The 26,767-nt window shown below is 58.5% G+C and carries 27 protein-coding genes and 1 tRNA gene; 21 read left to right on the top strand and 7 right to left on the bottom strand.

All coding sequences use genetic code 11. The annotated features are described in order from the left end of the window. Positions 1–2 precede the first annotated feature (2 nt). The 8 genes from tolR to FEZ21_RS19530 all read left to right on the top strand — a co-directional run bounded on the left by tolR (position 3) and on the right by FEZ21_RS19530 (position 5,883). Complete coding sequence (tolR, locus tag FEZ21_RS19565; protein WP_162207799.1) at positions 3–455, top strand: protein TolR; 453 nt, start codon at positions 3–5, stop codon at positions 453–455. Then, complete coding sequence (gene tolA / locus FEZ21_RS19560; RefSeq protein ID WP_003441249.1) at positions 455–1,549, top strand: cell envelope integrity protein TolA; 1,095 nt, start codon at positions 455–457, stop codon at positions 1,547–1,549. Before tolR ends, tolA begins: the two co-directional genes overlap by 1 nt. 47 nt (positions 1,550–1,596) lie before the next feature. Further along, a complete protein-coding gene (gene tolB, locus FEZ21_RS19555) occupies positions 1,597–2,847 on the top strand; it encodes a Tol-Pal system beta propeller repeat protein TolB (protein ID WP_050949469.1) in 1,251 nt (416 codons plus the stop codon). A 55-nt stretch (positions 2,848–2,902) separates the two neighbouring features. Continuing rightward, positions 2,903–3,403, top strand: coding sequence for a peptidoglycan-associated lipoprotein Pal (pal, locus tag FEZ21_RS19550; protein ID WP_003441254.1), 501 nt, complete (start codon positions 2,903–2,905; stop codon positions 3,401–3,403). 6 nt (positions 3,404–3,409) lie between these two features. After that, a complete protein-coding gene (ybgF, locus tag FEZ21_RS19545; RefSeq protein ID WP_029612352.1) occupies positions 3,410–4,228 on the top strand; it encodes a tol-pal system protein YbgF in 819 nt (272 codons plus the stop codon). Positions 4,229–4,391: 163 nt separating this feature from the next. After that, positions 4,392–5,039 carry a 7-carboxy-7-deazaguanine synthase QueE gene (gene queE / locus FEZ21_RS19540; protein ID WP_003441261.1) on the top strand — a complete coding sequence of 216 codons (648 nt, stop codon included), beginning with the start codon at positions 4,392–4,394 and terminating at the stop codon, positions 5,037–5,039. 1 nt (position 5,040) lies between these two features. After that, positions 5,041–5,733: a 7-cyano-7-deazaguanine synthase QueC gene (queC, locus tag FEZ21_RS19535; RefSeq protein WP_010655856.1), complete on the top strand. Its 693-nt coding sequence runs from the start codon at positions 5,041–5,043 to the stop codon at positions 5,731–5,733. Positions 5,734–5,807: 74 nt separating this feature from the next. Next, positions 5,808–5,883, top strand: a tRNA-Lys gene (locus tag FEZ21_RS19530). Positions 5,884–6,094: 211 nt separating this feature from the next. On the opposite strand, the gene FEZ21_RS19525 is transcribed toward FEZ21_RS19530, so the two are convergent. After that, entirely contained in the window at positions 6,095–7,996 is a 1,902-nt protein-coding gene (locus tag FEZ21_RS19525) for an acyltransferase family protein (RefSeq protein ID WP_160628430.1), read from the bottom strand. Between the two features lie 59 nt (positions 7,997–8,055). Here FEZ21_RS19525 and FEZ21_RS19520 point away from each other — a divergent pair, with 59 nt between their 5' ends. Beyond that, entirely contained in the window at positions 8,056–8,256 is a 201-nt protein-coding gene (locus FEZ21_RS19520; RefSeq protein WP_160628253.1) for a hypothetical protein, read from the top strand. Here the strand turns inward: FEZ21_RS19520 and FEZ21_RS19515 are convergent. From FEZ21_RS19515 to FEZ21_RS19505, 3 genes are all read right to left on the bottom strand, one after another. After that, on the bottom strand, positions 8,249–8,809 hold the full coding sequence (locus FEZ21_RS19515) for a cysteine hydrolase family protein (RefSeq protein WP_003441268.1): 561 nt from the start codon (positions 8,807–8,809) through the stop codon (positions 8,249–8,251). The genes FEZ21_RS19520 and FEZ21_RS19515 overlap by 8 nt on opposite strands. 102 nt (positions 8,810–8,911) lie before the next feature. Next, entirely contained in the window at positions 8,912–9,349 is a 438-nt protein-coding gene (locus FEZ21_RS19510) for a GNAT family N-acetyltransferase (RefSeq protein WP_160628252.1), read from the bottom strand. 39 nt (positions 9,350–9,388) lie between these two features. After that, positions 9,389–9,925, bottom strand: a complete 537-nt coding sequence (locus FEZ21_RS19505; protein ID WP_003441273.1) for a cysteine hydrolase family protein — start codon at positions 9,923–9,925, stop codon at positions 9,389–9,391. A 305-nt stretch (positions 9,926–10,230) separates the two neighbouring features. On the opposite strand from FEZ21_RS19505, the gene FEZ21_RS19500 reads away from it, so the two are divergent. The 3 genes from FEZ21_RS19500 (at position 10,231) to FEZ21_RS19490 (ending at position 11,728) form a co-directional block, all read left to right on the top strand. Next, on the top strand, positions 10,231–10,731 hold the full coding sequence (locus FEZ21_RS19500) for a GNAT family N-acetyltransferase (RefSeq protein ID WP_003441276.1): 501 nt from the start codon (positions 10,231–10,233) through the stop codon (positions 10,729–10,731). 74 nt (positions 10,732–10,805) lie between these two features. Continuing rightward, positions 10,806–11,384 (top strand): hypothetical protein, encoded by a 579-nt coding sequence (locus FEZ21_RS19495; RefSeq protein WP_003441279.1) that lies wholly within the window; start codon positions 10,806–10,808, stop codon positions 11,382–11,384. A 26-nt stretch (positions 11,385–11,410) separates the two neighbouring features. Further along, on the top strand, positions 11,411–11,728 hold the full coding sequence (locus FEZ21_RS19490) for a hypothetical protein (RefSeq protein WP_160628249.1): 318 nt from the start codon (positions 11,411–11,413) through the stop codon (positions 11,726–11,728). 3 nt (positions 11,729–11,731) lie between these two features. Here the strand turns inward: FEZ21_RS19490 and FEZ21_RS19485 are convergent, their stop codons facing one another. Next, positions 11,732–12,775: a substrate-binding domain-containing protein gene (locus FEZ21_RS19485; protein ID WP_003441285.1), complete on the bottom strand. Its 1,044-nt coding sequence runs from the start codon at positions 12,773–12,775 to the stop codon at positions 11,732–11,734. A gap of 249 nt (positions 12,776–13,024) precedes the next feature. On the opposite strand from FEZ21_RS19485, the gene FEZ21_RS19480 reads away from it, so the two are divergent. The 3 genes from FEZ21_RS19480 to FEZ21_RS19470 all read left to right on the top strand — a co-directional run bounded on the left by FEZ21_RS19480 (position 13,025) and on the right by FEZ21_RS19470 (position 16,527). Continuing rightward, positions 13,025–14,371 (top strand): uracil-xanthine permease family protein, encoded by a 1,347-nt coding sequence (locus FEZ21_RS19480; RefSeq protein WP_003441288.1) that lies wholly within the window; start codon positions 13,025–13,027, stop codon positions 14,369–14,371. Between the two features lie 138 nt (positions 14,372–14,509). After that, complete coding sequence (locus tag FEZ21_RS19475; protein WP_256681560.1) at positions 14,510–15,802, top strand: amidohydrolase family protein; 1,293 nt, start codon at positions 14,510–14,512, stop codon at positions 15,800–15,802. Positions 15,803–15,813: 11 nt separating this feature from the next. After that, positions 15,814–16,527, top strand: a complete 714-nt coding sequence (locus FEZ21_RS19470) for a sulfite exporter TauE/SafE family protein (RefSeq protein ID WP_003441293.1) — start codon at positions 15,814–15,816, stop codon at positions 16,525–16,527. 21 nt (positions 16,528–16,548) lie between these two features. Here FEZ21_RS19470 and FEZ21_RS19465 read toward each other — a convergent pair whose 3' ends face one another. Continuing rightward, positions 16,549–17,424 (bottom strand): LysR family transcriptional regulator, encoded by an 876-nt coding sequence (locus tag FEZ21_RS19465; protein ID WP_003441296.1) that lies wholly within the window; start codon positions 17,422–17,424, stop codon positions 16,549–16,551. 151 nt (positions 17,425–17,575) lie between these two features. Here FEZ21_RS19465 and FEZ21_RS19460 point away from each other — a divergent pair, with 151 nt between their 5' ends. The 6 genes from FEZ21_RS19460 (at position 17,576) to FEZ21_RS19435 (ending at position 24,472) form a co-directional block, all read left to right on the top strand. Next, a complete protein-coding gene (locus FEZ21_RS19460) occupies positions 17,576–19,027 on the top strand; it encodes an aldehyde dehydrogenase family protein (RefSeq protein ID WP_003441299.1) in 1,452 nt (483 codons plus the stop codon). Beyond that, positions 19,024–20,073, top strand: a complete 1,050-nt coding sequence (locus tag FEZ21_RS19455) for a membrane dipeptidase (protein ID WP_003441301.1) — start codon at positions 19,024–19,026, stop codon at positions 20,071–20,073. Before FEZ21_RS19460 ends, FEZ21_RS19455 begins: the two co-directional genes overlap by 4 nt. Positions 20,074–20,195: 122 nt before the next feature. Beyond that, positions 20,196–21,755 (top strand): BCCT family transporter, encoded by a 1,560-nt coding sequence (locus FEZ21_RS19450; RefSeq protein WP_003441305.1) that lies wholly within the window; start codon positions 20,196–20,198, stop codon positions 21,753–21,755. A gap of 1 nt (position 21,756) precedes the next feature. Continuing rightward, positions 21,757–23,451 carry a hypothetical protein gene (locus FEZ21_RS19445; RefSeq protein ID WP_160628247.1) on the top strand — a complete coding sequence of 565 codons (1,695 nt, stop codon included), beginning with the start codon at positions 21,757–21,759 and terminating at the stop codon, positions 23,449–23,451. Next, complete coding sequence (locus tag FEZ21_RS19440) at positions 23,432–24,085, top strand: DUF3726 domain-containing protein (RefSeq protein ID WP_003441312.1); 654 nt, start codon at positions 23,432–23,434, stop codon at positions 24,083–24,085. Before FEZ21_RS19445 ends, FEZ21_RS19440 begins: the two co-directional genes overlap by 20 nt. 33 nt (positions 24,086–24,118) lie before the next feature. Beyond that, a complete protein-coding gene (locus FEZ21_RS19435) occupies positions 24,119–24,472 on the top strand; it encodes a RidA family protein (protein ID WP_160628245.1) in 354 nt (117 codons plus the stop codon). A 27-nt stretch (positions 24,473–24,499) separates the two neighbouring features. On the opposite strand, the gene FEZ21_RS19430 is transcribed toward FEZ21_RS19435, so the two are convergent. Next, positions 24,500–26,674 (bottom strand): TonB-dependent siderophore receptor, encoded by a 2,175-nt coding sequence (locus FEZ21_RS19430; protein ID WP_160628243.1) that lies wholly within the window; start codon positions 26,672–26,674, stop codon positions 24,500–24,502. Positions 26,675–26,767 lie beyond the last annotated feature (93 nt).

Here is a 26,767-nt window from a genome sequence, read left to right as displayed (position 1 = left end):
TAATCGCTCGAGCGCGCAAAAAGCGCAAGCCGGTTGCCGAGATGAACGTAGTGCCATACATCGACGTGATGCTGGTACTGCTGGTCATCTTCATGGTGACCGCACCGATGCTCAACCAGGGTGTGAAGGTTGATTTGCCCAAGGTCTCCAGCGAGGCTTTGCCGCAGGACAACAACACTCAGGTTCTGACCATTTCGATCAAGGCTGACAAGACCTATTTCTGGAACCTTGGCAGTGAAGTCGACACCGAAAAGCAGATGGACAAGGCCATGACCTTGCCGCAGATGACTGACGCAGTGACTAAAATCATCCGCGCGGGCAACGAAGGCGGCAAGCACACCCAAGTCTTTATCCGCGGTGACAAAACTGTGGATTACGGCGCGGTGATGGGCGCCATGGGTGGCCTGCAGAAGGCCGGGGTCGGTAACGTTGGCCTGATAACCGAGGCTCCCTGATGCGCGAACAGCGGGAGCCGTCCGCCTCTGAAAACTATTTTTGGCCTACAGTCTGGGCGGTAGGGCTGCACATCCTGATTTTTGGCATGCTGTTCGCCAGCTTTGCCATGACTCCGGAACTGCCGCCGTCCAAGCCGATTGTTCAGGCAACCTTGTATCAACTGAAGTCCAAAAGTCAGGCGACCACCCAGACCAATCAAAAGATTGCGGGTGAGGCGAAGAAATCCGCCGCACGCCAGACCGAAGTCGAACAGATGGAACAAAAGAAGGTTGAGCAAGAGGCTGTAAAAGCCGCGGAACAAAAGAAAGAAGAGGCTGCCGAAAAAGCTGCTGATGCCAAGAAGGCTGATGAAGCCAAGGCGAGCGAAGCCAAAAAGGCAGACGAGGCGAAGAAGGCAGATGACGCCAAGAAAGCCGACGATGCCAAAAAGGCTACAGAAACCAAAAAAGCCGAAGAGAAGAAACTGGCTGATATAGCCAAGAAGAAATCTGAGGAAGAGGCCAAGAAGGCTGCGCAAGAAGAGGCCAAGAAACAGGCCGCTGAAGACGCGAAGAAAAAAGCGGCCGAAGATGCGAAGAAGAAAGCTGCTGAAGATGCCAAGAAAAAGGCCGTAGCAGACGAGGCGAAGAAGAAAACCGCCGAAGATGCGAAGAAAAAGGCGGCTGCCGATGCTGCCAAGAAAAAGGCCGTAGAAGCAGCGCGTAAATCGACCGAAGACAAAAAGGCGCAAGCACTGGCTGATTTGCTTTCCGATACGCCACAACGCCAGCAAGCCCTGGCTGATGAGCAGGGCGATGAGGTCGCCGGCAGTTTCGATGACTTGATTCGTGCTCGAGCAGCAGAAGGCTGGGCTCGTCCACCTTCGGCCCGCAAGAATATGACAGTGGTACTGCAAATTGGCATGTTGCCAGATGGCACGGTAACGTCGGTGACGGTTGCCAAGTCCAGTGGTGATGGCCCGTTTGATAGCTCGGCTGTGGCAGCGGTCAAGAATATTGGCCGTTTAACGGAAATGCAGGGCATGAAGCCCAGCGATTTTAATCCTTACCGATCATTCAAGATGACATTCACACCTGAGGATCTAGCCTTGTGATTAAATTTTTTCGAGGACTGCTAGTCATCGTCTGCTGCGTGGCAGGGATGGCGGTAGCAGATGAAAAGAACATTCTGGTTACCAGTGGTAGCGACCGGGCAACGCCAATTGCAGTTGTTCCTTTCGGCTGGCAGGGCGGTACCGTCCTGCCCGACGACATGGCTGAAATCATTGGCAATGACCTGCGCAATTCGGGTTATTACGCGCCGATTCCAAAGCAGAACATGATTGGCTTGCCGACCCAGGCCAGCGAAGTCATTTTCCGTGACTGGAAAGCCCTGGGCGCCCAGTACGTCATGGTTGGTAATATTGTCCCGGCGGGCGGTCGCCTGCAGGTTCAATATGCCTTGTTCAACGTGGCGACCGAGCAGCCAGTGTTGACCGGCAGCGTGTCGGGTACCACTGATCAGCTGCGGGACATGGCGCATTACATCTCTGACCAGTCATTTGAAAAACTGACCGGTATTAAAGGTGCATTCTCTACACGTCTGCTTTATGTAACGGCTGAACGTGCCAGTGCGACCAACACCCGCTACACCTTGCAGCGTTCGGACTACGATGGTGCCCGTGCCGTTACCCTGCTGCAGTCGCGCGAGCCTATTCTGTCGCCGCGTTTTGCTCCGGACGGCAAGCGTATCGCTTATGTATCGTTCGAGCAGAAGCGTCCGCGTATCTTCATGCAGAACATTGATACCGGCCGTCGTGAGCAGATCACCAACTTTGAAGGCCTGAACGGTGCGCCTGCCTGGTCGCCGGATGGTTCCAAGCTGGCGTTTGTATTGTCCAAAGACGGTAATGCCGAGATCTACGTGATGGAACTGGCTTCGCGCCAGCTGACTCGCGTGACCAACAATCCGGCAATTGATACCGAACCGTTCTGGGGTAAAGATGGCAATACCATCTATTTCACCTCTGACCGGGGCGGTAAACCGCAAATCTACAAGACCACAGTTGGTAGCGGTAATGCAGAGCGCGTAACTTTTATCGGGAACTACAACGCCAGTCCGAAGCTTTCGGCTGACGAAAAGACCCTGGTAATGATCCATCGTCAGGACGGTTTCACTAATTTCCGTGTTGCAGCGCAAGATTTGCAGCGTGGAACCGTGAAAATCCTCACAGATACCAACCTTGATGAGTCAGCTACTGTTGCACCCAACGGCACCATGGTAATCTACGCCACCCGCCAGCAGGGCCGGGGAGTCTTGATGCTCGTGTCCATTAACGGACGCGTAAGGCTCCCTCTTCCTACCGCTCAAGGCGAAGTCAGAGAACCTTCCTGGTCCCCTTACCTGAACTGACGTGGTGATAGCTTTACGTTGCATATAACACTTGGGGTTCATTAGGAGTTTTACGATGGAAATGCTGAAGTTTGGTAAATTCGCTGCGCTGGCACTGGCCATGGCTGTAGCTGTAGGTTGCTCGTCCAAAGGCGGCGACAATGCCGGTGAAGGCGCTGCTGTTGATCCAAACGCTGGTTACGGCGCAAACACAGGCGCTGTTGATGGCTCCCTGAGTGAAGAAGCTGCTCTGCGCGCGATCACTGTTTTCTACTTCGAATACGACAGTTCGGACCTGAAACCAGAAGCAATGCGCGCTCTGGACGTACACGCTAAAGACCTGAAAGCTAACGGCGCTCGCGTTGTTCTGGAAGGTAACACTGACGCCCGTGGTACTCGTGAGTACAACATGGCACTGGGCGAGCGTCGTGCGAAAGCCGTTCAACGCTACCTGGTACTGCAAGGTGTTTCTCCAGCACAGCTGGAGCTGGTGTCCTACGGTAAAGAGCGTCCAATCGCTACTGGCAACGACGAACAGTCGTGGGCTCAAAACCGTCGCGTCGAACTGCGTAAGTAATTCGTCATGCGAACGTGCCGCCGTGCTGTAACTATTCTGACTCTCAGCCTCATGCCGCTAGCGGCATGGGCTGCGGTTCCTGTGGTCGATGACAACTCTGGCTATAACAATAGCGGGGGGAGTAATCCGGCTACGGGTTACGGTGCGAGCGGCGCCTATGCCGGGGGAGGGGTTTCGACCCCTATCTCGGCACAGGGCGAGCTGTTCAACCAGTTGCAACAAATGCAGGAGCAGATTGCCCGCCAACAAGGTGTGATCGAAGTTCTGCAAAATGATGTTTCGCGGATGAAGCAAGAAAGCCTGGAGCGATACCAGGAACTTGATCGGCGAATAGGAACCGGCGTTGCTCCTGCTGCCGCTCCTGATAATTCCTCTGCCGGTGGTGCTAATGCCGCCGGTAACAGCGCAGCACCTGCTTCTCAGGCCGCTGCCAGTTCGGAACCTGGCGATCCGGCGAAAGAAAAGCTCTATTACGATGCTGCTTTCGACCTGATCAAAGCCAAGGACTTCGACAAGGCCAGTCTGGCGTTCACTGCCTTTCTGCGCAAATACCCGAACAGTCAGTATGCGGGCAATGCCCAGTACTGGTTGGGTGAAGTGAATCTGGCCAAAGGTGATTTGCAGGCCGCTGGCCAGGCATTTGCCAAGGTCAGTCAGCTGTATCCCAAGCATGCCAAAGTGCCGGACTCGCTTTACAAGCTCGCTGATGTAGAGCGCCGCCTCGGTCATACCGACAAGGTAAAAGGCATTCTGCAGCAAGTGATCGCCCAGTACCCTGGTACTTCGGCGGCACAGCTGGCGCAGCGAGATCTGCAGCGCATGTAAGCAACACAATGCTTTCATCGAGAAACCCGCGCCTGTCGCGGGTTTTTTCGTTAGAATCCACGCCCTTTTATGAAATACGCTCTTCTGAGTCCTGCGCAGGCAGATTCTTTGGAGTGCCTGACGGAGGCGGACAGCCTGTTTAGCTGTTACGCCCGTGGCGGATATGCAAGACACATTGAGAATTACCGAAGTTTTTTACTCTTTACAGGGTGAAACGCGAACGGCTGGCCTGCCCACCGTTTTTGTGCGCCTGACCGGCTGTCCTTTACGCTGTCAATATTGCGACAGTGCCTACGCGTTCAGTGGCGGCACCGTACGTCCCCTCGACAGTATCCTTGAGCAAGTGGCCGGGTTTCGTCCGCGTTATGTTTGTGTGACGGGAGGGGAGCCTCTGGCGCAGCCCAATGCCATCCCTCTGCTCAAGCAACTGTGTGATGCGGGTTATGAGGTCTCGATCGAGACCAGCGGAGCGCTGGATATCTCTGCGGTCGACCCGCGTGTCAGTCGGGTGCTCGACCTGAAGACGCCGGGCTCCAAAGAGTCCCATCGCAACCTCTATGAAAACATTGCGCTGCTGACACCCAATGACCAGGTCAAGTTTGTGATCTGCTCGCGGGAAGACTATGACTGGGCGGTCTCCAAGCTGATCGAGTACGGCCTGGAGCGACGAGCTGGCGAAGTCTTGTTCTCGCCAAGTCACCACGACCTGAAGGCCCGCGATCTGGCGGACTGGATCGTGGCGGATAACCTGCCAGTACGCTTGCAAATGCAGCTGCACAAATATCTTTGGAACGACGAGCCGGGGCGCTGAAATGACCGAACAAACTGTTGTCACCGAAAAAAGAGCCGTAATCCTGCTGTCTGGCGGTCTTGACTCCGCGACTGTGGTGGCCATGGCGCGCGCCGAAGGCTACAGCTGCTACACCATGAGCTTTGATTATGGTCAGCGTCACCGTTCCGAACTCGACGCCGCCGCGCGCGTAGCCCGTGACCTGGGTGCGATCGAGCACAAAGTCATCGGCCTGAACCTGGACGGCATTGGCGGCTCGGCTCTGACCGACAGTTCTATTGACGTGCCAGAGACCCTTGGCGAAGGCATCCCGGTCACCTACGTGCCAGCACGTAACACCGTGTTCCTGTCGTTGGCGCTGGGCTGGGCAGAAGTGCTGCAAGCGCGGGACATCTTCATCGGCGTCAATGCGGTGGACTATTCGGGCTACCCGGATTGCCGTCCTGAATTTGTTCAGGCATTCGAAGTCATGGCAAACCTTGCGACCAAGGCCGGCGTGGAGGGGAACGGGTTCCGCATCCAGGCTCCGCTGCAAAACCTGAGCAAGGCGCAAATCGTCCAGACCGGTGTAAAGCTCGGTGTTGATTACTCCCTGACGGTTTCCTGCTATCAGGCAGACGCTCAGGGCCGTGCGTGCGGTAAATGCGACAGCTGCCGACTGCGTGCTGAAGGCTTTGCAGCGGCCGGAATTACTGACCCAACCCGCTATTTTTGAATTATTTCGCATTTATTTTTAACTGGGTGTTGAATTCTCGTTAAAAATCAGTATTATACGTCCCACAACGAAGCGGGTCGTTAGCTCAGTTGGTAGAGCAGTTGGCTTTTAACCAATTGGTCGTAGGTTCGAATCCCACACGACCCACCATATGCAACACCAAAACAGCCGGTCTAATCCTCAGGATTAACCGGCTTTTTTGTGCCCGGGATTTGTGGGTGCAGGGTGGCACGCAGAGAAGAGCCACCATGGCGGGCCAAGGCCCGCACAGGTCGACAACGCAAGTTGGCGTCGTTTCCGGGGTGAGTCCAGCCTCAGTTGCTTCCGCCCCCCTGTCGAGCCTCCACGAGCCTGTACGCGGCTAAATTCCTTTGAACACGTCTTTAAACAATCCCTTCAACTGTTCGTTGCCTGCGTCTACGAGATGGTTGTCATCGTAATACAGCGGAACCCCGTCCCTGGACCCCATGCATTTGCCGTCAGGGCATAGATATGGGGTTGGATCCACTACGGTTGCGTTGCAACGCTTTGCTGCAGTTTCGATCGCGGTAATGGCAATCCTGTTGCGCTTTTCATATTCATGCAGCGGGATCGAAATATCCGTGGTGTGCTGGAATATTCGCCTGTGCAGATTCAGGCCTTTATAGACACTGAAGGGCATTTCCGGAATCGGCTTTACGATATAAACCGGATGGTTTTGTGCGATCGAGCAGACGACGTCGATGTATTTCGCGGTGTAGGTTTCGACAAAAGATGAGCCATCCGGGTCTTTGGCCTCAGGGAAGAAAATTCGGTGCTTGTTGTTTCGGCTCTGGTCCCAGTACAGCGCTGCCCGACTGAACAGCACCACGGGGATTCCCTTATAGGAGTTCTTCAGGACTTCCAGTTTTTCCTGGTTGAACGCCTGGCATTGGCGCTGCAGTTCTTTGTCACGCATTTCAAAATTTTGCAGGGTCGGACAACCACCGCGCGCCCAGGATAAAGCGGCTTGCTTGTTCTCGAGCTGGACCGCTGCTGCCGTTGATTGAGCGTGACTGTCACCAAACAGAATGACCGACACTTCGCCCGTACCGAGTTTGCAATCGGCGGCGGCATAGTCGTTGGGGAAGCATTCCTGCGAGTACAGTGTGCCGGAATACGCAGGTTGGCCCAGGTCCACAAAGGCAAACCTGACGCCAGGGTAGTCTTTTACTACCGAGGACGTGACGGCTGACAAGGCGACTGCGCCAAGCGCATATGAGGCGTACTTGATGATGGTTTTCGTAGCGGAGGTAGCGCTGTTCGCCCGTGACTCCACCAGATAGAACGACAGGGCACCCAGCACGAACGAAAGAATAATTGCGCCGGTCACGTACGGCCAGCTCGTCAGCAGGCCACAGGTATAGAGCAATACCACCAGCGGCCAATGCCAAAGGTAAACCGAGTAAGAGATCTTGCCGGTGTATTGCAGGGCTCTGTTGGTACTGAAAGCCGACTGGGTATTTCCGTAAATCACCAGCGCTGTTCCGAGAACCGGCAGCAACGCTAAATAACCGGGCCACTGATCCTGCTCGGAAAAGCACATCACACTGGCCAGGATGGCCATAAGGCCCAGGCCTTCGCAAATCGAACTGCTGCGCTTGCCAAGTTGCAGCGGGTACAAAAATACCAGCCCGCCTGCGATCATCTCCCAGGCTCGGGTGGGCAGCATATAAAAGGCAAATACGGGACTGGTCCTGGTCAGAACGACAGAGGCCGCGAACGAGATCAAAGCCAGCAGTACCAAGGTACTTCTTGTGTTTTTGGCACCCATAAACTTGTAGAGCGCCATCAGCAGTAACGGATAAAGCATATAGAACTGCCACTCAACCGACAGTGACCAGGTATGCAGTAGCCAGTTTTCGTGCAGCGGAGCGTCGAAGTAACTGCCGCCTTTGGCGAATGTGAAGTTCGAGCTGAAAAGCAGACTGCTTTTGAGCGTCCTTATGGCATCCCGATAATCATCCAGGGGCAGAAATACGAAGCCGAATATCAACAGTGCAATGCACAGGGCCAAAAGGGCCGGGATGATGCGGCGCGCTCTTGATGCGTAAAACCCCAGGAGGGAGAAGCGCTGCGTTTGTAGACCGGTGAAAATGATTCCGGTCATCAGGAAGCCCGAGATGACAAAAAACACGTCGACCCCTGCAAATCCTCCACCAAACCCTTGAACCTTGAAGTGGAAAAGCACCACCGAAATAACGGCGAGTGCCCGTAACGCATTGATGTTATTTCGAAATTCCATCGTCCTGCCCAATATCACGTCCATTGTGGGGTGGCATTGTAGTGGCCATGATGGGCTGTATGAACGGAAATCGTTTTTCCATCGCTAAACTATTTCAGCCGGCATCGGCGGTCGATGCTGTGCAAGGTTTCGCGCAGGGAAATCACCTGCTCCGGAGCCAGCCAAAAGCACCTGCCCAGGGGTGGGTGGGCGATCTTGCCGGCTCGCTGTTGGCCGGATTGCACTTCAAGTGGCGTCAACACCAGCGGGGCTTCAGATAAGGTTTAAAATCTGCCCGGTCTCGACAATGGTCGCGTAGTCCATTGCCAGATTGCTGAGAGAGATTGCATGTATATCCTCTGCACTCCAGTGGCGGCCTGTCAGATCATTTTGATCGAACGTGTAAGCAGCGTCCGCAGGCACTATCACCTCAAAGCCCAGGTTGCCTCCCGAGCGCACCGTCGACTCCACCGAGTTATTGGTAACAACACCGCAGATCACCAGTTGCCGAATTGAACGGGTGGTCAGCCAGCGCTCAAGGCTGGTGGCGGTAAAGGCATCCGGGACGTTCTTTTCCACAACGTGTTCATGGGCCAGAGGCACAAACGCCTCCTGAAACTCGCAGCCGGGTTGTCCCGGGTGAAATACCGAGTCGGCTGATCGCGATATGTGCCGCACGTGAACCACCGGCCTTGCAGACCGTCGCCATGCACTCAGTAACGCCTCGATCCGCAACTCGGCCTGGGGGTTGTTGCGTCTGCCCAGCTTGGGATGATCAATGCCTTTCTGCATGTCGATGATCACCAGTGCTGCGTTGTCTTCGAGCCTTTGCATGTGATGTCCGATTGCCGGGGGGAAGGGGCGCAATGCTAGCGCGAAGTGCCGGGCGGGCGCCTGCTGTCCGGCAATGAACATCAGGCGACCGCCGTGCAGGGTTTATGGGCGCTGCTTCTCAAAGCGCACATCACCTTGCTCCAGGTTCTCCACCGCTTGCCAGCCGAGCTTGCGGTAGAAGCCACTGGCGCGGCTAGCCCCGGCGGTTTCGAGCCAGATCGTCGGGTGCTGCTGGAACAGGCAGGCTTCGGCTTTTTCCATCAGGCGTCGGCCGAAGCCGTGACCCTCGAATTCAGCCTGCACGAATGCCGCAAACACGCAGCCTTCTTCGAGATCAACCATGGAAAACCCCACCGGGGTGCCATCGGCCTCCGCGATCCAGAGGCACGGCGCCCGGGACATCGCCTGGCGTATGGCTTCGGGGGTAATGCCCATTTGCGTTAACTGATCACGGGACAGGTGGTTCTCTGTCACGCTGGTGCGGATGTCGAATATCACCTCGATATCCGTCTCATTGGCGATTCTTACCGTTCTTTGCATGATCTGTGTCCTCGGCTTCGGCGTTTTTTTGCTGGCAATTCAGTCAGCGCAGGGGTCCTGAAAGCTCCAGTCCTGTGCCTGGACAACACGGCAGAAAGGTCCGTCCAGGGTCGCATTGTGATGTGCCACTATCTGCCGGGCCTTGAGCAAGGGTGTGTCGGAGCAGGTATGACCGTCGGCAATCAGCACCGCATCAAAGCCCAGATCCCTGGCTGCCCGGCAGGTGCTGTCTACGCAATATTGAGTCTTCATTCCGGTGACGACTATGCCCGTGCATCCATGCACTTGCAGCTGTTGCTCCAGCTCAGTCATGCAAAATGCGTTTGGCCGGCTTTTGTTGAAGATAACTTCGTCACCCTGCAGCTCCAGTTCTTTAACGATTTGCGTCAGCGGGCTGCCTGGTTCGATGGGCGACCCCGACGGGCCAGTGTGTCGGGCCAGGAAGATCGGGGCGCGGGATTGCCGTGCATCGCTCATCAGCCTGTTCAATGTGTTTATCAGCGCTGGCACCTGCCAGGGCTGGTCCGGGCCCTGAACCAGACCGACCTGCATATCGAGAATCAGTAGTGCATACATGGTGCATTTCCTTGCGAGTGAGCCAGCGACAGCAAGGCACAAAAAAGGCCCTGCGCATTGCTGGCGGGCCTTTGAAGTTCGTTTGGGTTCAGCTCACGACACTTCTCACGGCCCGCCTTGTGCGGTCGTGGTAGTGGTGGTGGTCGAGGCGATACGGTACGTGCTCATGGACTGGAAGGTAGCCACCCCATTGCGGATTGGCAAGCGCCATTGTGAACGCGGTGTAGCGCAAGGTTGTCCCTCACCCGGGCGCACGCTAGTCTGCGCCACTTCGTATTGACACTGGTACAGGGAGGGGCCGCAGCATGATTTCAGTACGTCCGGTTGAGGCCGGTGAGTGGCGCAGTTACCGGGACCTTCGTCTGCAGTCGTTGCAAGACTCTCCCGATGCTTTCGCCAGCACCTATGAGTCAGAGGCGGGCAGGACCGATGAGGTCTGGGCTTCACGGCTTGCAGGTGCCGTATCCTCGGGGCAGGCGCGAATATTTGTTGCGCTCGATCACCAGCAAATGTGCGGGCTGGTCTGGTGCAAGTTGCCGGAAGCCGGCGTGGCCGAAATTTTTCAGATGTGGGTTGATCCTGCGCGCCGTGGCCTGGGCGCTGGCGGTGCACTGCTGCATGAAGCGCTGGAGTGGGCAAAGAGTGTTGGTGTACGCCGTGTTTGCCTGGGCGTAACGGCCGCAGACACGCCGGCAATGGGCCTGTACACGGCATCTGGCTTTCGTCCGGTCGGCCCTCTGGAACCCCTGCGTGATGGCTGCGGCCTGATGTCCCAGGCAATGGAACTGCAACTCGGCGCTGACTGATCCGCCGGTTGTGGCACCTTCCGGAGAAATTGAAGTCCATAGCTGCTCCCGACACATGAAAATTCAAGGATCGAATGAAAACAACTCTGGTTTTTACCCTCGCAATAACCCTGGCCCTGTCAATTACCGGCTGCGCCAGCCGCCAGTCTGCCGTTCAATCCACGCCAGAGCCGCTGGTGACGATACCCGCGGATGAGCAGCATGCAAGCCTTGCGTTCCGCACTGTCGGCGGCGCAGGTGACCATCCCGTCAGCTACTCCACCGGGCCGAGTGACGCCGGTCGATTCGGCATGCAGTCTGCTGGCGAACAGGTGTATGACACGGCTTATTTCAAGCGCATACCCGGGTACCTGAAAAAAATGGCCGGTGGGACGTCGAGTATCGACACGCTGGTAGAGGCCAATAAACCGCTGAAGGTCAATGCGCTGGTCAAGCAACAGGTTGCGACCCTCAACGGCATTCCCATGCACTCGATGTTCGGTTACGCCATAGCGGCTCAGCCTGAGACTCAAGTCTTTACCCCAAAACCCAAGACCGCTTACCTCATCGAAACAGTCATAGCAGATAACTACGTCATGACGGTTTACGAGATTACGGGCACGGGGGAGCGCAAGCCGGTGAGCGTGGTTAAATCCCGGGAAGAATTCTATTAACCCTCCATCACCCAGGAAAACCCTTTATGCCGTTACCCGTCACGTCCTCCTATGCGCAGCGAATGCTCGAGCTGGAAGCCAGTAACTCGGATGTCGCGCAACTGGCCGGGCAAATTGCCGGGGCAATAAAGTCGGAGTATCTGAGCCAGTCGGCCGAGGTGCTGGTGCAGGATCTGTTTGCCCATCTGGACCCGGTCGCCCGACAGGAGCCCGGTTGCGTGACGCGCCTGGCAATGTGGCTGCAGAAGCTGGCGGACGCCCGGGCATTGTCCCATGCCCAGGTGGCGAAGTTTGTGACCGGCGCAGTCGGCCAGGGTGGTCCATCCGCTGTGGTGCCGCTGTAGGGGTCAGTGCCGGGCGGGGCCGTCTGACTGTGCGCTTGAGTCTCGCACCACCAGGGTCACCAGGGGCGCATCCATGCGCTGACGTTGCCCGGTATTGTTGATTTGCTCGAACAGTAACTCGATGGCCTGGGCCGCGATTTGTTCGAGATGCATGTTCACGGCCGTCAAGGGCGGGTTGCATTCCCGCGCCCGCAAGCCGTTATAGCGCGTCACCACTTTTACATCCTGCGGCACCTTCAAGCCTCTTGCCGTCAACGCCTGTACGGCGCCAGTGGCGAAGGCATCCACCGGGACGCACAAACTGTCCAGTTGCGGGTACTCCTCCAATAATTGCAGGCAGGCCTCAGCGCCGGCTGATTCGCCTCCGGCTTCATCCGCCCGCACGATGGCGACGGGCTGGTCAGTGGAGGCGCAGTAAGCGCGATAGGCATGCTCCATATCGACATAGGAGTGCCTGCTTTGAGCGCCGATTATCAGACCGGTCCGGCGGGCGCCCTGTGCGTGCAAGTGCTCCAGCAACAGGGCACCTGCAACGTCTGCATGCATATCAATGTACGGCACCGGATCGTCGGTCTCGGGCTGGCGTCCAATTGAAATCAGCTTCACTCCTCTCTTGCGCAAGCGGGCAATGTGCGGGTCGTTTGCCACCGGCTCGATGATGATTGCCCCGTCAATATCCAGGGTATCCAGCAAATCCTGCGCTCCCTCCATCGGTGGCACCAGAACCAGAGCCACGCCCTGACGTAATGCAGCCTCCATCGCGGTGGCAGCGATTTCCATCAAAAACCCCAGGCGTGAAGATCCGCCGGCAACGGCAAAGGGCATGGATGACAGCAGGGCTATTGAGTTGGCGCGCCCGGTGCGCAGGCGCTGCGCCCGCAGGTTCGGGCTATAGCCCAGGCGGGCGGCGACTTCCTTTACCAGGGTCCGGGTCTGGGGGTCGACCTGGCCGCGGTCATTGAGCGCATGGGAGACGGTGGTACGCGACACACCAGCGGCACTGGCTACATCAGCAATGGTGGGGCGACGAGAGCTGCTGCTGGGCATAGGTAGGGAAACTCAATAAACGATGGGCCGAGTTATACGCCTCCTGACCCGGATCAGCTACTCAAGCCGGGTTGCCCGGGGTCTGCCGTTGACAGGTTAATTGAACAGGACTACATTCCACCCAAATCGATTTGGGCGGCATGTGTAAATCGATTTTGGCGCGGATTTATCTGCATGTTCATCGTTAAGGCTGCGTCTGGAACAATCACTCAATGAGCCGTTGATGCTGGCTTAACGTAGAGGTGGGATATGTCGGATAACAATAAGAAACCCGTTTCCCCTGTTGATGAGTTTCTGCCATGGCGCCAACTGCTGCTGTTTGGCGGCCAGCATGTGCTGGTGATGGCGGCGTCACCCATAGCGTCGGTTTTTCTGATGGCGACCGCCCTTGGATTTTCCAGCGACTTAACCCTTCAGCTGTTGAGTGCCACCTTTCTGGTCTGCGGCCTGGGGACGCTCTTGCAGTCACTGGGCTTGCGCGGATGTGGCTCGCGCTTGCCTTTCATCATGCTCCCCGGCGGAGCCCCGATCATGCTGTTCATATTGATTGCCCAGCAAAACGGGGTCGCCACTGCTTCGGGCGCAGTGATCCTGACGGGTTTTTTCTACTTTCTGGTACTCCCGGTTTTTCGCCGGCTGCTGCGTTTTTTTCCCTCTGTGGTGGTCGGTACCATGTTGCTGCTGGTGTCGGTCAATCTGGTCAAACTCTCGGGCCAGCTCATTGTGGGGGAGCCGGGCACTGCCGGTTTCGCCGCGCCACAGCAACTCCTGCTGGCCTTCTCAACCATCTTTATCACGGTGCTGTGTTCACGCCTGCTGCGTGGAACCTTCGGTCAGCTGTCTATTTTGCTTGGCTTGATTGGTGGCAGCTTGCTGGCCGTGGCTCTGGGGGCATTCGACAGCTCGCGGTTGAGCCTGTTGCCCCTGCTGAACCTGCCCACGTTGATGCCGTTCGGGGTCCCGCAATTCGATCTGTTCGCCTCCATTCCGCTGATGCTGTTCTGTCTGGTGTCCATGGTCGAAGCAACGGGCCAGACCGTCGCCATCAGTGAAGCCGTCGACAAGCCCCTGGATATAAACCGCGATGTGGTGCGAACCATCCGCGGGGATGCGCTGGCCTCGATTCTGGGCGGGTTTATGGGCACCTCACTGATTATTACCAGCGGAGAAAACATAGGTGTCATTCGTGCCACCGGGGTCCGCTCCCGTTATGTCACTGCCGTTTCAGGGCTGCTGTTACTGCTTTTTGCACTGCTTGCGCCACTGGCGCGTTTGATCGAGGGCGTGCCCCAAGCCGTGGTCGGCGGCACCAGCCTTATCGTGTTTGCCATTGTCGGCACCATGGGCATCGACATGCTGCGCAAAGTGGACCTGCGCGACCACGGCAACATGTACGTGGTGTCTGTGGCCCTGGCCGTGGGGCTGCTGCCGATTCTGGTCCCGGGGGTCTACAGCCACTTCCCGGACGGCCTTGCCGGCCTGCTGGGCAACGGCGTCGCCATGGGGGCCTTGACTGCGGCACTGATGAACTTTGTATTCCATTGCGTTGGTCGCCAGCCAGCCTCAGTTGCCGCCAAGACCAAGCTGATTAACTGATTCAAACAAAAAGGCATCTCCATGGATTCCAGCTCTGCGACTCACTTACTGTCTTCACCGCAACAGCTTGTTGCCTCTGGTCAATTATTGGCTCCCCAATGGCTAATGCTCCCTGAGGGGCCGCGCCGCGAACATGCCGTGCTGATTGAAAATGGCTGCTTCGCCGATGTGGGGCCTTTGGCACTTTTGCAGGGCCGTTATCCCGATCATCAAGTGCTGCGCCTTGATGATCAATTATTGATGCCGGGGTTTATCGATACCCATCACCATCTGAGCCAGAGTTTCGGCAAGGGGCTGGTGTTCGGTGAGCCTTCAGAAATATTCAAACGTATCTGGATACCACTGGAAGGCTCCCTCGATACCGACCTGCTGTACCTGACCAGCAAGCTGGCGGCATTTGAATCCCTGCGGGGTGGTTTCACCACCGTATGTGATGCGGGTACCCGATCCAGAGAGGGGGTCGAGACAATTGCCCGGGCCGTCCATGAAGTGGGCATCCGCTGTGTATTGGCCAAGACCTGCAATGACCTTCAGGGCGGGCAGGTACTGGAGGCAGGTGCGATTCTCGCCAGGGCAGAGCAGCACCTGTCAGAGTGGGACAACGACACACTGGTCACGCCTTCATTGGCAATCCCCATTCCGGAAATAGCCACCGACTCGACCCTCAAGGCGGTCTACGGTCTGTGCCACGAGGCGGGACGCATATTCCAGAGCCATGTCAATGAACACCTGGTGGCCGTCGAACGTTCGCTGGAACTCTATGGCGTGCGCCCCCTGGAGCACCTGCACCGGGCCGGAGCGCTGGGCCCCGGGGCTCTGCTTGCACACGCCACATTGCTCACACCGAATGAAATTTGCCTGTTGCGCGATAGTGGCGCCGCCGTGAGCTACAACCCGGTTGCCAGTGCCTGGAAAGGCAATGCGGTGGCACAGGCGCATCTGATGCACTGCCTGGGTATTCCAGTGGGGCTGGGCACAGACGGTACCCGCGGTGACGGGTTCCGCCTTCTGGATTATGCCGAAGCCGCCCAGCGTTTCGCCCACGGCTTGCCAGTAGGGGACTCGGTGTGCGGCAGCGGCAAACTGTGGCTCGACATGGGCACCCGGGACGCAGCCCAGGTGCTGGGGTTAGGCAAGGTCACGGGGCAAATTGCCCACGGTCTGGCGGCCGATTTTCTGCTGGTGGACCTGGCGGTACCGGAACTGCTGCCGTCCTGGAACCTGACCTGGGACCTGGTCCGGCTGGCCAACCGCGATCAGATCCAGGCCGTTGTGGTGCAGGGCAAGGTGCGGTTATGGCAGGGCTGGCCCACCGACTGGGATGCCCGGGCCCTCATGCGTCAAGTGGATGCTCTGGCCCGGGATGTTGTGAGTCGGGCACCCATTCATAAAGTCCATCCGTTACCGTCTGTGCTTTTGCACGGCGAGTAGATGAGTAAAACATGAGCTTACCTTTCGATCCGATTTACATCATCGCTATAGCCGTCGCATGTGGTGCCCTGATCCAGGGCACCACCGGAATGGGCTTCGCCCTTATCGTGGCGCCGGTCATGGGCTTGCTGGCTCCAGAGTCATTGCCCATCAGTTTATTGATCCTGATGTTGCCCCTGAATGCCGCCATCGCCTGGCGCGAACGGGCGGCAATCGATTTCAGAGGCAGTTCGTGGATCACTCTGGGGCGCTTTGCAGGAACCTTTGGCGGGGTCTGGATTCTGTTCTGGCTGCCGCTCTCGCAACTCAACATATTGATCGGCCTGTCTACGATTGCGGCCTGCATCGCCACCTGGGTGGCCCCCTCATTCGTCCCCGGCCGGCGGGCGCTTATTTCGACGGGAGTCATTACCGGCATCACCGAAACGGCCACCGGGGTGGGCGGTCCGCCTCTGGCTCTGGTGTACCAGCATTCTCCGGTTGCCACTTTGAGAGGCTCGGTTGCCCTGTGCTTTCTGGTGGGCGAATTGATCTCGCTGGCGGTACTGGCGGCAGGCGGTCATCTACAGGCCGGACAAGTCGAACCGGTGCTGATCCTGTGCTTGCCCCTGGCGCTCGGCGTGCTTGCCAGTTACCGGGCCCGGCACATGATCAACGAGAAACGCCTGCGCCGGTTCGTGCTGATCTTCGCTTTCGTTTCGGGATCACTGTTGCTGGTGCAGTAAGTCGTACAGCCAGCGGCGTCCCTACGGAAAACGACTGGCCTTCAGGGCTTTCACAAAGGTGTACGAGGCGTGGTTGAGCGAGTCCCTGGGCGGGGTGATGACACTGACCGAGCGCATGATCCGCTCGTCTTCCAGGGGTAGAAAGCGCAGGTCGGTGCTACTGGCCGAGCGCCTGAGCAATTCGGGAAGCAGCGTCACGCCCATGCCCTGGGCAACCAGAGCCAGCAATGAAGTGGTGTTTCTGACGCTGAGGGTCGACTGGTCTCTGATGTGACGAAACTCCGCGGCATTGATGTCTGCTCCCAGGCCGCTGTTGATGAAGTTATGACCTTCCAGATCGCTCCAGCGTACCGGGCGGGCGAGTGAGCACAGCGGGTTATTGGCCGCGCAGACCACGCAAAAGGCGTCCGAGAACAGAAAGTCCTGATTGATGTTCGGAATACTGGCCGGCACGGTGGCGATGCCAATATCCACTTCGCCGGCCAGTACCGCCTGGACGACTTTTTCGGAGTCCATGTCGCGGATATCAAGGTGGAATTGCGGGTATTGCTCATGGAAGTGCTTGAGCAGCGGTGGCAATAGCGTGATAGCGAATGACGGCACCGCTGCCACCCGCACCAGCCCGGTTTCGGCCTTGGCATAGGTCTTGATGGTGGTGATGGTGCGCTCGAAGTGGGTCAGCTCGCGTTGCGCCTCCTGCAAGACAAACCTGCCCAGGGGGCTGAGCAGGTTTTTGCGCTCGCCTTCAAATAGCGCGCCGCCCAACTCCTCTTCCAGTTGCTTGAGCGAGAGCGAGACGGCCGCCGGTGTGCGATGCACCCGTTGGGCGGCCTGGGTCAGGCTCTGACTGGTGGCGACAGCGACGAAAAACTGCAAATTGGTGATTTTGATGCTCATGGCGGTCAGTTCGCAGATTAAGGCTTTATTTAAATAATACTTAACTATCGTTAAAATTTACTAGATTTACTTAATAGTCTGGCCGCTCATAATCTCCTCCATAACAGTTACAGGCGATGCCGATTCATGGCATGCCAGTCAGGAGGAATTCATGACGTACAGCAATTTGAATTACATCGCCGGTGAGTGGCTCAAGGGCCAGGCTGAAGTCGAAAACCGCAACCCTTCCGATACCCGGGATCTGATTGGCCTCTACGCACAGGCTTCTTCGCAGCAACTGGAAACAGCCATCGAAGCCGCCACCCATGCGCAAAAACTCTGGGCCCGTTGCGGTATCGAACAGCGCTACAAAGTGTTGATGGCCATTGGTCAGGAGTTGATCAATCGCAGCGCCGAAATCGGTCAGATGCTGTCCCGTGAAGAGGGCAAGCCACTGGCTGAAGGTGCTGGCGAAGTGTATCGGGCTGGCCAGTTCTTCACCTATTACGCAGCCGAAACCCTGCGCCAGATGGGGGATAGCGCAGACTCGGTACGTGATGGCATTGAAATCGATGTACGTCGCGAGGCGGTGGGTGTGGTGGCCATTATCTCGCCATGGAATTTCCCGATGGCCACGGCCTGCTGGAAGATTGCTCCGGCACTGGCCTTCGGCAATGCCGTGGTCTGGAAACCGGCCAATCTGACCCCGGCCTGTGCTGTCATCCTCAGCGAAATCATTTCCCGCCAGGACATTCCCAAAGGCCTGTTCAATCTGGTGATGGGCGCCGGGGCGCAAATTGGTCAGGCCCTCATCGAACATCCGGGCATCAGTGCCATCTCCTTTACCGGCTCGGTTGAAGTTGGCAAGGGGATTGCCGCCGCTGCCGTGGCCAATATGACCAGGGTGCAGCTGGAGATGGGCTCCAAGAACGCCCTCGCAGTCATGGATGATGCCGACCTGGACCTTGCCGTGACCTGCGCGGTTAACGGTGCGTTCGGTGGTAGCGGGCAAAAGTGCACTGCGTCCTCGCGGCTGATCGTGCACGAGCGCGTGCACGATGCCTTTGTCGAAAAGCTGGTCGCCGCTACCCGGGCGTTGAAAGTGGGGCACGCCCTGGAAGCGGGAACCCAGATCGGCCCCGTTGCCAGCGCTGCGCAATTGGCCAGCAACCTGGCCAGTGTCGAGCTGGGGCGCCAGGAAGGCGCTGAATTGATCACCGGTGGCAATCCTCTGGAACTGGCCACACCCGGTCACTTCATGGCCCCCGCGTTGTTCGTTGAAACCCGCAACAGCATGTTGATCAATCGCCAGGAACTGTTTGCGCCTATTGCCTGTGTACTCAAGATCGGCAGTTATGATGAAGCCCTGACGCTGGTCAATGACACGCGTTTTGGCCTGACTGCCGGGATCATGACCCGCTCGCTGGCCCGTGCCAGCCATTTCCGGCGCAATGCCCGGGCCGGCTGCGTCATGGTCAACCTGCCAACCGCCGGTACTGACTACCACGTGCCCTTCGGTGGGCGCGGTGATTCCAGTTATGGCCCGCGGGAACAAGGCCGGTCGGCCGTCGAGTTTTATACCCATGTAAAAACCGGCTACATCGCCGCAGGAGAGCCGCTATGAATCCGGCCCGACCATTCGCTGTGCGCGGGCCCCGGGTTGACTGCATGCAATACGGCAACTGGTCAGAGAAAATCTTCCGGCAGATGCGCGACGGCGGGGTTGATGCGGTGCACGTCACCATCGCCTATCACGAAAACTTTCGTGAAATGGTGGCCAATATCGAAGCCTGGAACCTGTTGTTCGAGCGCTTCAGCGATTTGATCCTGCACGGCAAATGGGCCGGCGACATCGCGTTGGCGCGCCAGACCGGGCGCACGGCGATCTTCTTCGGCTTTCAGAACCCGTCGCCGATCGAAGACGACATCGGCCTGGTGGAAGTGGTCCATGCCCTGGGTGCGCGCTTTATGCAGCTGACTTATAACAACCAGTCGCTGCTGGCCACCGGCTGTTATGAACAACATGACACCGGGCTGACCCGCATGGGCAAGCAGGTGGTGCGCGAGATGAACCGTGTGGGGCTGGTGGTGGACATGTCGCACTCGTCCGACCGCTCCACCCTGGAGGCTATTGAGCACTCGCAGCGACCGATTGCGATCACCCATGCCAACCCGGCGTTCTGGCATCCGGCCTTGCGCAACAAGTCCGACCAGGTGCTCAAGGCGCTGGGCCAAAGCGGCGGCATGTTCGGTTTTTCCCTGTACCCCCATCACCTGCACGGCAAGAGCGCCTGCACCTTGCAAAGCTTTTGCGAGATGGTCGCCCGCACGGCCGATCTGGTGGGGGTCGAACACCTCGGGCTGGGTTCCGACCTGTGCCAGGACCAGCCTTACAGCGTGGTTGAGTGGATGCGGGTGGGGCGCTGGACCAAGGAAGTCGACTACGGCGAAGGTTCTGCGGCAAATCCGGGGTTTCCAGACCAGCCCGAATGGTTCCGTGACAACCGCGACTTCGTAAACATTGAAGCAGGCCTCGCTGCCACAGGCTTCGGGCCTGCCGATATAGCGGCCCTGATGGGCGGCAACTGGCTGCGGTTTTTCGAAGCGGGCTTTGTACCCGAAGATGCCCGCAATAGCACCACGGCTCGCACCGTAGATATCGCGATTTAAAGTATTTCAGCCACCCGGATTCGCAACTGCAAGGCCGACAAGGACATCGCGCAATAACAACAAAAGTACTTCCAACAATAACAATACTGGCGATCGACAACTCTCTTCGGAGGGGAGGCTCAATGGAAATTCCAACTGAAGTTTTGGTGGGGAGTGAACCCTGCACGCTTCGTAAAAGTGCTATCGGCAAACTCGACTGGTCAACGTTCTGGATCAGTGGCGGCTTCTTCCTGCTGTTCCTGATCATTGCCCTGATTGATTTGAAAACCCTGTCCGGCCTGATCGGCGGAGCGTTTTCCTGGGGCACCCATTACTTTGGCCTGTACTGGCAAGTGCTGATGCTGCTGACATTTGCCTCCAGCCTGTATATCGGTTTCAGCCGGGTCGGCCGGGTCCGCCTTGGCGGGGTGAACAGCACACCGGGCATGAGCACCTTCAATTGGGTGTCGATGATCATGTGTGCACTGCTGGCCGGTGGCGGCGCTTTCTGGGCGGCTGCCGAACCCTTGTCGCACTTTATGAAACCTGCGCCTTACTTCGGCGTGGCGGCGCAGAGTGCGCCGGCCGCGGTGGCGGCACTCTCGCAGTCATTCCTGCACTGGGGGTTCATGGCCTGGGCCGTTCTCGGCAGCCTGTTGACCGTGGTGTACATGTACCTGCACTACGAGAAAAAACTGCCGCTGATGCCGCGAACCCTGCTTTATCCATTGCTGGGAGAGCGAGCGCTTAAAGGGCCCATCGCCGTGATTGCGGATGCCTCGGCGATTATTGCCGTGGTTGCCGGCACCATCGGGCCAGTGGGTTTTCTGGGGTTGCAAATCGCTTTTGTCCTGCACTCGGTGTGGGGCGTGCCCGATACCATTACTACCCAGGCCATGGTGATTCTGGCGGTCACGACCATCTACACCCTGTCGTGCGTGGTGGGCCTGGGCGGTCTGCGTCTGGTCAGCAAGGTCCATGTGTGGCTGATGCTGGGGCTGGCCGCGTTTCTGTTTATCTTTGGCCCGACTCTGTTTCTCAGTGAGACCTTCGTGCAAGGCCTGGCCTTGCATGTGACCAGTTTTTTCCAGACTGCCCTGTACCGTGACGACAGCCAGTGGCTCAACAGCTGGACGCTGTTCTACTGGGGCTGGTTTATCGGTTATGCACCGATGATGGGGATCTACGTCGCCAGGGTCTCCCGCGGCCGCAGCATCCGCGAAGTGGTGGGCTTGCTGTCGGTGGCGGCGCCCCTGATCACCATGGTCTGGTTCACCCTGGTGGGTGGTACCGGCATTGGCCTGGAACTGAGTTCGCCGGGCAGTGTGGTCAGCCACGGGGTGCAACCTGAAGCACTGTTGCTGGGGGTTGCCCAAGCGATGCCGATGCCTACTTTGATTTCAGCACTGTTTCTGTTCCTGAGTTTTTTCTCGGTGGTGACCAGTGCCGGGTCGATGTCCTACACCGTGGCCATGGCCATCAGTACCGATCATGGCGAGTCGCCAACCTGGCTGAGGGTGTTCTGGGCGGTCGGCATGGGAGTGGTCGGCGCCATTCTGATCACCCTGGGTGAAGGCGGAATCACAGCTTTGCAGTCGTTTATCGTGATCACGGCAGTACCTGTGTCGATCCTGATTTTGCCCTCTGTGTGGGATGCCGTGCGCATTGCCCGGCAGATGGCGCGTGACCAGGGAGTGATCTGATATGCAACTGCGACCACCTTCCAGTGTCATGAAGGCCGCGCGCCTGGGTGCCTTTCATCAGTCCCGGCTGTCGTTCATGCGCCAACTGCTGCGCCGCTTGAAGCGCGAGCAGTGGCAGTTCCAGCGCACGGTCTGGAGCATCGACGGGCAGGGCGTCGGCCGGGCCGTGTATGTGGCCCGGGGGCCGGAGCGCGCATATAGCCTGGTGGCCTTTGCCCATGATCTGGACCCTGCGCTGCGCTCTGACCGGGTGATTGCCACGGCCTGGGATGCCACTTTCGCTTTGTTCGACGGGGTTCCTGATGAAGTCGAGCTGCAGCGCCTGCAAGCCAATGTGCCGAAACAGGAAGCGGGCCGCGTGTCGTCCCGTGAGCTGTGCATGGCGCGAGCTAACCGCTCGGTGCGCCTGTTTGACCATGTGCTGCAGGAACTGGCCGCAGGCCGCCAGCCGGACTGCGCTTTTGTCGAGCAGGTGGGTTACCTGATGCGCACCACGGCGGTCTATGGCAGCGGCAAGTTTGGCGCGGCCGATCGTGAGTCGGTGGCCGCGCGCCCCGAGCTGTCGGCACCTTTTCAGGCGGAAATGCTCACGGTGTTCCTGATTCGGGCCTTTAGCGTCGATCTGGTGGAGCATCTGGCACAGGTTCAGGCCCCGGGCACGGCGGTAGTGCTGGAGCCCGGAATTCGCCGCCGTTTCGGCCTGGGCAACTCCACGGGCCTGGGCATGGCACCTTTTCTGTTGAATCACCCGATGCTTTTAAACAACTGGGTGCAAGCCCGGGAAACAGCGCTGCAGCGGGTGCGTGCAGTGCGCCGGCCAACGCCTGCGGAGCAGGGAATGTTTGTGGATTTTGTGCGCCGCGCACAAGCCGACGCCCGCAGCTGGCACTCGGACCACCCGTTGCAAGGGCAGCGCATCCTCGAGTTGCAACAGGACTTCAAGGCCCTGCAACTGTGTATGGGCGAAGGCATTCTGCAGCGCGAGTATCCATGGGATGCGCTTTATCGCTGGGCCGAAAACCGGCTGTCGCTGGAGGCACAAGAGCAGTTGGTGTCTTTGTTGCTCGAGCCCTACGGGCATTTGATCGACGATCTGGGGCAAACCATGCAGGCCGATGAACAGCTGGGTTTCGCGGTGGACGGCAGCATGGGGGTGGGTGCCCTTAAACAGATTCTTGCCACTGATTACGCCTGGGTCGCGGCCATCGATTTTTCCACCGAACAGAGTCACTCGCTGTTCTGGTATGTGTCCGAGGAAAAGCTCGAGCCGCGGATCGGGCAGCGCTTCAGCGAGCCGGGCGAAGCACTGGAGCAGCCTTTGGCAGTGGCGCGGGATATTTCCCGGCTGCAGCAGGCCCTCAATGGTTGCGACGACGGGCAGACGGTGGCCACCTTCCTGCTGGAGCATCCCGAGCACCGGCATGTGGTCAGGCGTGTGCAGCTGGCGCCGGGCTGCCCGTACGCCGATATACAGGACAACTTGATTGACCGGGCTCTGCTGCCGATCGATTTGCTGCGCTGCAAACTTTCGTTCTTCGGCGCCACCCGGTTCGACCCGCGTTCCGATCGTTGGGTGCGCATCAACATGTATCAGAACGCCCCCTTTCCCCATGAGTTGAGTCAGGTGTTGGCCGATGACTGGTCTTATCCCGGTCTTGGCAGTCAGGAGCAGCGCCATGCATGCATCGTTGAATGAGATCGAAAGTCTGTGCAAAAAGGCCGCCCGTGGTGCGGGCATGTCCTGGGGGCTGGCGGAGGAGGCCGGCAAGGCGGCGAAATGGTTGTCGGCCCATGGTCTCGATGGCCCGCAGGTGATTGCCGGGCAGTTGCGGCGTGACGACGGGGTTGTTTATAGCGAGCTGGCGCCAGTGATCGGCGCTGGCGCCTGGCACGGGGCCAGCGCTGCGCTGTGCCCCTTGATCACAGGCGCGGCCCTCAGTGACCACGCTTATCTGCTGGGTAGCCACGGACAGATTCTGTTGAACGATGTGGCCAGCCCGCAGTTACTGATCCCCTTTGTCAGCGCCATGGCCAGACGCCTCAAGGCGCCCGTCGAGCTCTCGTGGCCGGGTTGCAGCCTGGGCTTCGACAGTCTGGGCGGGGTTTTTCTGAATGACGCAGGGGGGCTCGGCCAGCAGCGCGCAGTCAGTGTGTGCTGCAAGCAAGGCACGGATGCTCTGGATCCGGCCAGTGCGCTTGCCGGCAGCGTTCGCCCGGTCGCCGAATCTGACCTTGCCTATCTGCAATCACTGGCCGCCCGTACCTACGTGCCCGCTACCGAAGCATCGCGGCTACTGGGCGCCGGTGCCGGACTGAGCGACAACAACTAAATACCCATCTTTTAACCCAAACGGATCTGCATCATGACCTCTGCTATTCAACGTCTCGGCACCACCCCGCGTTTCAGCCAAATCGTCATCCATCAGCACACCGCGTATCTGGCAGGTCAGGTCTCGCAATTGATTGAGGGTGATATCAGCGACCAGGCGCAGGACGTATTCGGTAAAATCGATGCCTTGCTGGCCACCGCAGGTTCAGACAAGAACCATCTACTGTCGGCGCAGATCTGGTTGGCTGACATGGCGGACTATGAGGCCATGAATCAGGCCTGGGATGCCTGGCTGACAGGCGTGGGGGCGCCGGTGTGTGTGCAATCGCCCATGGCGAAAAAGCATTATCGCATTGAAGTTCTGGTCATTGCCGCGCTGACCGCCTGAGGCCCGCGCGGTGTCTGAGGTGCTGTCTTACAACGTCCACTTCAGCGAGACCATCAGGTTGCGCGGGTCGCCGTAGGTCCCGCTGCCGCTGGCGGTGGGGATGCCCTGCCAGTATTTTTCGTCGAACAGGTTGTTCAGGTTGACCCGGGCGTCCCAGTGCTCGTCCAGGCGATAGCCTGCCATCAAGCCGACAACTGCATAGGCATCCTGTACCGCATGGCCATTACCGACCCGGCCGTAGGTTTCGCTTTGGGCCAGTACGTCGGCGCCGATGCGCAGTTTTTCCAGGTCGCCGCGCAAGTGATAGGTGGTGGCGGCCTTGAACAGGTGCTTTGGCTGGTTGGGTGCGAACAGGTTGCCTTTGTCAAAGGACTTGTCCTTGACGTACTGGCTCAGCACCAGGGTGTAGGCAGCCGAGGCTTGCCAGTACGGGGTGAGGGCACCGCTGATTTCAGCGTCCAGCCCGCGGCTGCGGACTTCGCCGGCGGCTTCATAGCAGGTGCGGTTGGTGGCCAGGCAACTGGCGGGCTGGGTGTCCAGCGCATAGGCACGGTTTTCCTGGGTCATGTCGAACAGCGCCAGGGAGGCATTCAGCTCGCCGTCGAAGTACTCACCCTTGATCCCCACTTCATAACTTTCACCGGTCATCGGTTTGAGCACCGCGCCGCTGACGTCCTGCTGGGTTTGCGGTTTGAAAATTTCGGTGTAGCTGGCGTAAACCGAGTAGGTATCGTTGAGGTCGTAGATGACGCCTGCATAGGGCGTGACTTGCTGGGTGACTTTGTAATCGCCGGTGCCCGAGCGATTGTCGTAGTCGTACCAGCTCAGCCGGCTGCCGACTATTAGGTGCAAAGGGTCGATGGGGTTGAAGCGGGCGGCGGCGTAAACGCCTTCTTCGGTGGCCGTATTCTGGCTTTGGTACGGGGTGCGATCGGCAATGTCCGGCTTGGGAATGACCCCCGGATCGAAGTTGTAGATATCGATCGGAGTCGCCTTGGACCAGAAGCCGCCTTTTTGGTCGAACTTTTCCTGACGCCGGCTCGCGCCCAGGGTCAGTTCATGTTCACGGCCAAACAACCTGAACGGGCCCGAGAGCGAGCCATCCAGATTGGTCTGCACGTCGGTGGTGTCATATTGCCCTGACGACTGGTTGAATCCGCCGCCCTTGGCAGCGCTCAGGTAGCTGGAGAAGGTGTTGGACTCGGCCCAGATTTTGGCGAATGCCAGTTTTGAGGTCCAGCCGTTGTCGAAGCGGGTGGTGAGGTCGGTGAACAGCGAGACGTTGTCCCGATCCCAGTAGGCCCAGTCGTTGCTCAGGAAGGTCGAGCGTGGCAAGTGCAGGTTTTCACCATTGGGTCCGGCCGGCAGGCTGCCCCAGTCCGAGGTTGCATCGTCACGCTGTTTCGAGGCCCCGAGGGTCCAGGTGGTAGCGTCGCTCAGGTCGGCTTCCATAACCCCGTAGAAGGTCTGGCGCTGATTATCGCGTACGTCGATATAGCTCTTGTTGTCTTCATAAGCGGCCACTACCCGCCCGCGAACGGTCCCCGTTTCATTGAGCCTGTTCGAGGCGTCGACCTCGGTGCGGTAGCGATCCCAGCTGCCGGCGCTGGTGGTGATGCTCACTTGCGGCGTAGCAGTGGGGCGCTTGCGCACCAGGTTCAGGGTGGCCGAGGGGCTGCCGGCACCGGTCATCAGGCCGGTGGCGCCGCGTACCACTTCCACCCGGTCATACATCGCCAGGTCAGCCCCGGCGATGGTGTCCAGGGTGAAAGTACTGAGGCTGGTGGGCAGCCCGTCGTACATCAGGTTATCGATGGTAAAGCCGCGGGCCAGAAACTGTTGGCGGTCACCGCCGAACTTGCGCAGGGTGATGCCCGGTGCGTACTTGACCACATCGTTGAGGTCTTTGATGCCCTGATCATCCATGCGCTGGCGGGTCATGACGCTCACCGACTGCGGTGTTTCGCGGATCGACAACGGCAGGCCGACGGCAGTGCTCATGGCCCCGGTGGTGTACGAGCCGCTGCCTTCGGTGGTGGCGGTGCCTGAAATACCGGCTTCGGCATTCACATTGACGCTGTCGAGGGTCAACGGGCCTGCGGCTGGTGCTTGCCGGTCGGCGGATTCGTCAGCCGCCAGGGCCGCCGCCGAAAAAGCCAACAGCAAAGAACCGGTCATCACGGGCATAAAGGGACGAAGCATCTCAGAGATCCTGTAGAGGGGAGGGAGACGTGTCGCCTTTGCGGACACCTTGCAGTGGGGCGCCAGACGTATGGCAAAGACTACGCAGGGCGG

The organism is Pseudomonas sp. 9.1(2019) (genome assembly GCF_009910445.1).
In the GTDB taxonomy this organism is placed as follows: Bacteria; Pseudomonadota; Gammaproteobacteria; order Pseudomonadales; family Pseudomonadaceae; genus Aquipseudomonas; species Aquipseudomonas paraversuta.
Note: the sequence above shows the minus strand (reverse complement) of the source record. Positions and strands in the feature narration are given on the sequence as shown.

Bases quoted from the DNA above. Each gene is read 5' to 3' on its own strand.
- FEZ21_RS19505 (WP_003441273.1), bottom strand. From the start codon at position 9,925: ATGTATGCACTACTGATTCTCGATATGCAGGTCGGTCTGGTTCAGGGC.
- pal (WP_003441254.1), top strand. From the start codon at position 2,903: ATGGAAATGCTGAAGTTTGGTAAATTCGCTGCGCTGGCACTGGCCATG.
- FEZ21_RS19515 (WP_003441268.1), bottom strand. From the start codon at position 8,809: ATGCAAAGGCTCGAAGACAACGCAGCACTGGTGATCATCGACATGCAG.
- FEZ21_RS19510 (WP_160628252.1), bottom strand. From the start codon at position 9,349: ATGCAAAGAACGGTAAGAATCGCCAATGAGACGGATATCGAGGTGATA.
- FEZ21_RS19465 (WP_003441296.1), bottom strand. From the start codon at position 17,424: ATGAGCATCAAAATCACCAATTTGCAGTTTTTCGTCGCTGTCGCCACC.
- FEZ21_RS19455 (WP_003441301.1), top strand. From the start codon at position 19,024: ATGAATCCGGCCCGACCATTCGCTGTGCGCGGGCCCCGGGTTGACTGC.
- FEZ21_RS19460 (WP_003441299.1), top strand. From the start codon at position 17,576: ATGACGTACAGCAATTTGAATTACATCGCCGGTGAGTGGCTCAAGGGC.
- FEZ21_RS19500 (WP_003441276.1), top strand. From the start codon at position 10,231: ATGATTTCAGTACGTCCGGTTGAGGCCGGTGAGTGGCGCAGTTACCGG.
- tolB (WP_050949469.1), top strand. From the start codon at position 1,597: ATGGCGGTAGCAGATGAAAAGAACATTCTGGTTACCAGTGGTAGCGAC.
- FEZ21_RS19430 (WP_160628243.1), bottom strand. From the start codon at position 26,674: ATGCTTCGTCCCTTTATGCCCGTGATGACCGGTTCTTTGCTGTTGGCT.
- FEZ21_RS19480 (WP_003441288.1), top strand. From the start codon at position 13,025: ATGTCGGATAACAATAAGAAACCCGTTTCCCCTGTTGATGAGTTTCTG.
- FEZ21_RS19485 (WP_003441285.1), bottom strand. From the start codon at position 12,775: ATGCCCAGCAGCAGCTCTCGTCGCCCCACCATTGCTGATGTAGCCAGT.
- FEZ21_RS19495 (WP_003441279.1), top strand. From the start codon at position 10,806: ATGAAAACAACTCTGGTTTTTACCCTCGCAATAACCCTGGCCCTGTCA.
- FEZ21_RS19445 (WP_160628247.1), top strand. From the start codon at position 21,757: ATGCAACTGCGACCACCTTCCAGTGTCATGAAGGCCGCGCGCCTGGGT.
- FEZ21_RS19440 (WP_003441312.1), top strand. From the start codon at position 23,432: ATGCATGCATCGTTGAATGAGATCGAAAGTCTGTGCAAAAAGGCCGCC.
- FEZ21_RS19435 (WP_160628245.1), top strand. From the start codon at position 24,119: ATGACCTCTGCTATTCAACGTCTCGGCACCACCCCGCGTTTCAGCCAA.
- FEZ21_RS19490 (WP_160628249.1), top strand. From the start codon at position 11,411: ATGCCGTTACCCGTCACGTCCTCCTATGCGCAGCGAATGCTCGAGCTG.
- FEZ21_RS19525 (WP_160628430.1), bottom strand. From the start codon at position 7,996: ATGGAATTTCGAAATAACATCAATGCGTTACGGGCACTCGCCGTTATT.
- ybgF (WP_029612352.1), top strand. From the start codon at position 3,410: ATGCGAACGTGCCGCCGTGCTGTAACTATTCTGACTCTCAGCCTCATG.
- FEZ21_RS19520 (WP_160628253.1), top strand. From the start codon at position 8,056: ATGAACGGAAATCGTTTTTCCATCGCTAAACTATTTCAGCCGGCATCG.
- FEZ21_RS19470 (WP_003441293.1), top strand. From the start codon at position 15,814: ATGAGCTTACCTTTCGATCCGATTTACATCATCGCTATAGCCGTCGCA.
- queC (WP_010655856.1), top strand. From the start codon at position 5,041: ATGACCGAACAAACTGTTGTCACCGAAAAAAGAGCCGTAATCCTGCTG.
- queE (WP_003441261.1), top strand. From the start codon at position 4,392: ATGCAAGACACATTGAGAATTACCGAAGTTTTTTACTCTTTACAGGGT.
- tolA (WP_003441249.1), top strand. From the start codon at position 455: ATGCGCGAACAGCGGGAGCCGTCCGCCTCTGAAAACTATTTTTGGCCT.
- FEZ21_RS19450 (WP_003441305.1), top strand. From the start codon at position 20,196: ATGGAAATTCCAACTGAAGTTTTGGTGGGGAGTGAACCCTGCACGCTT.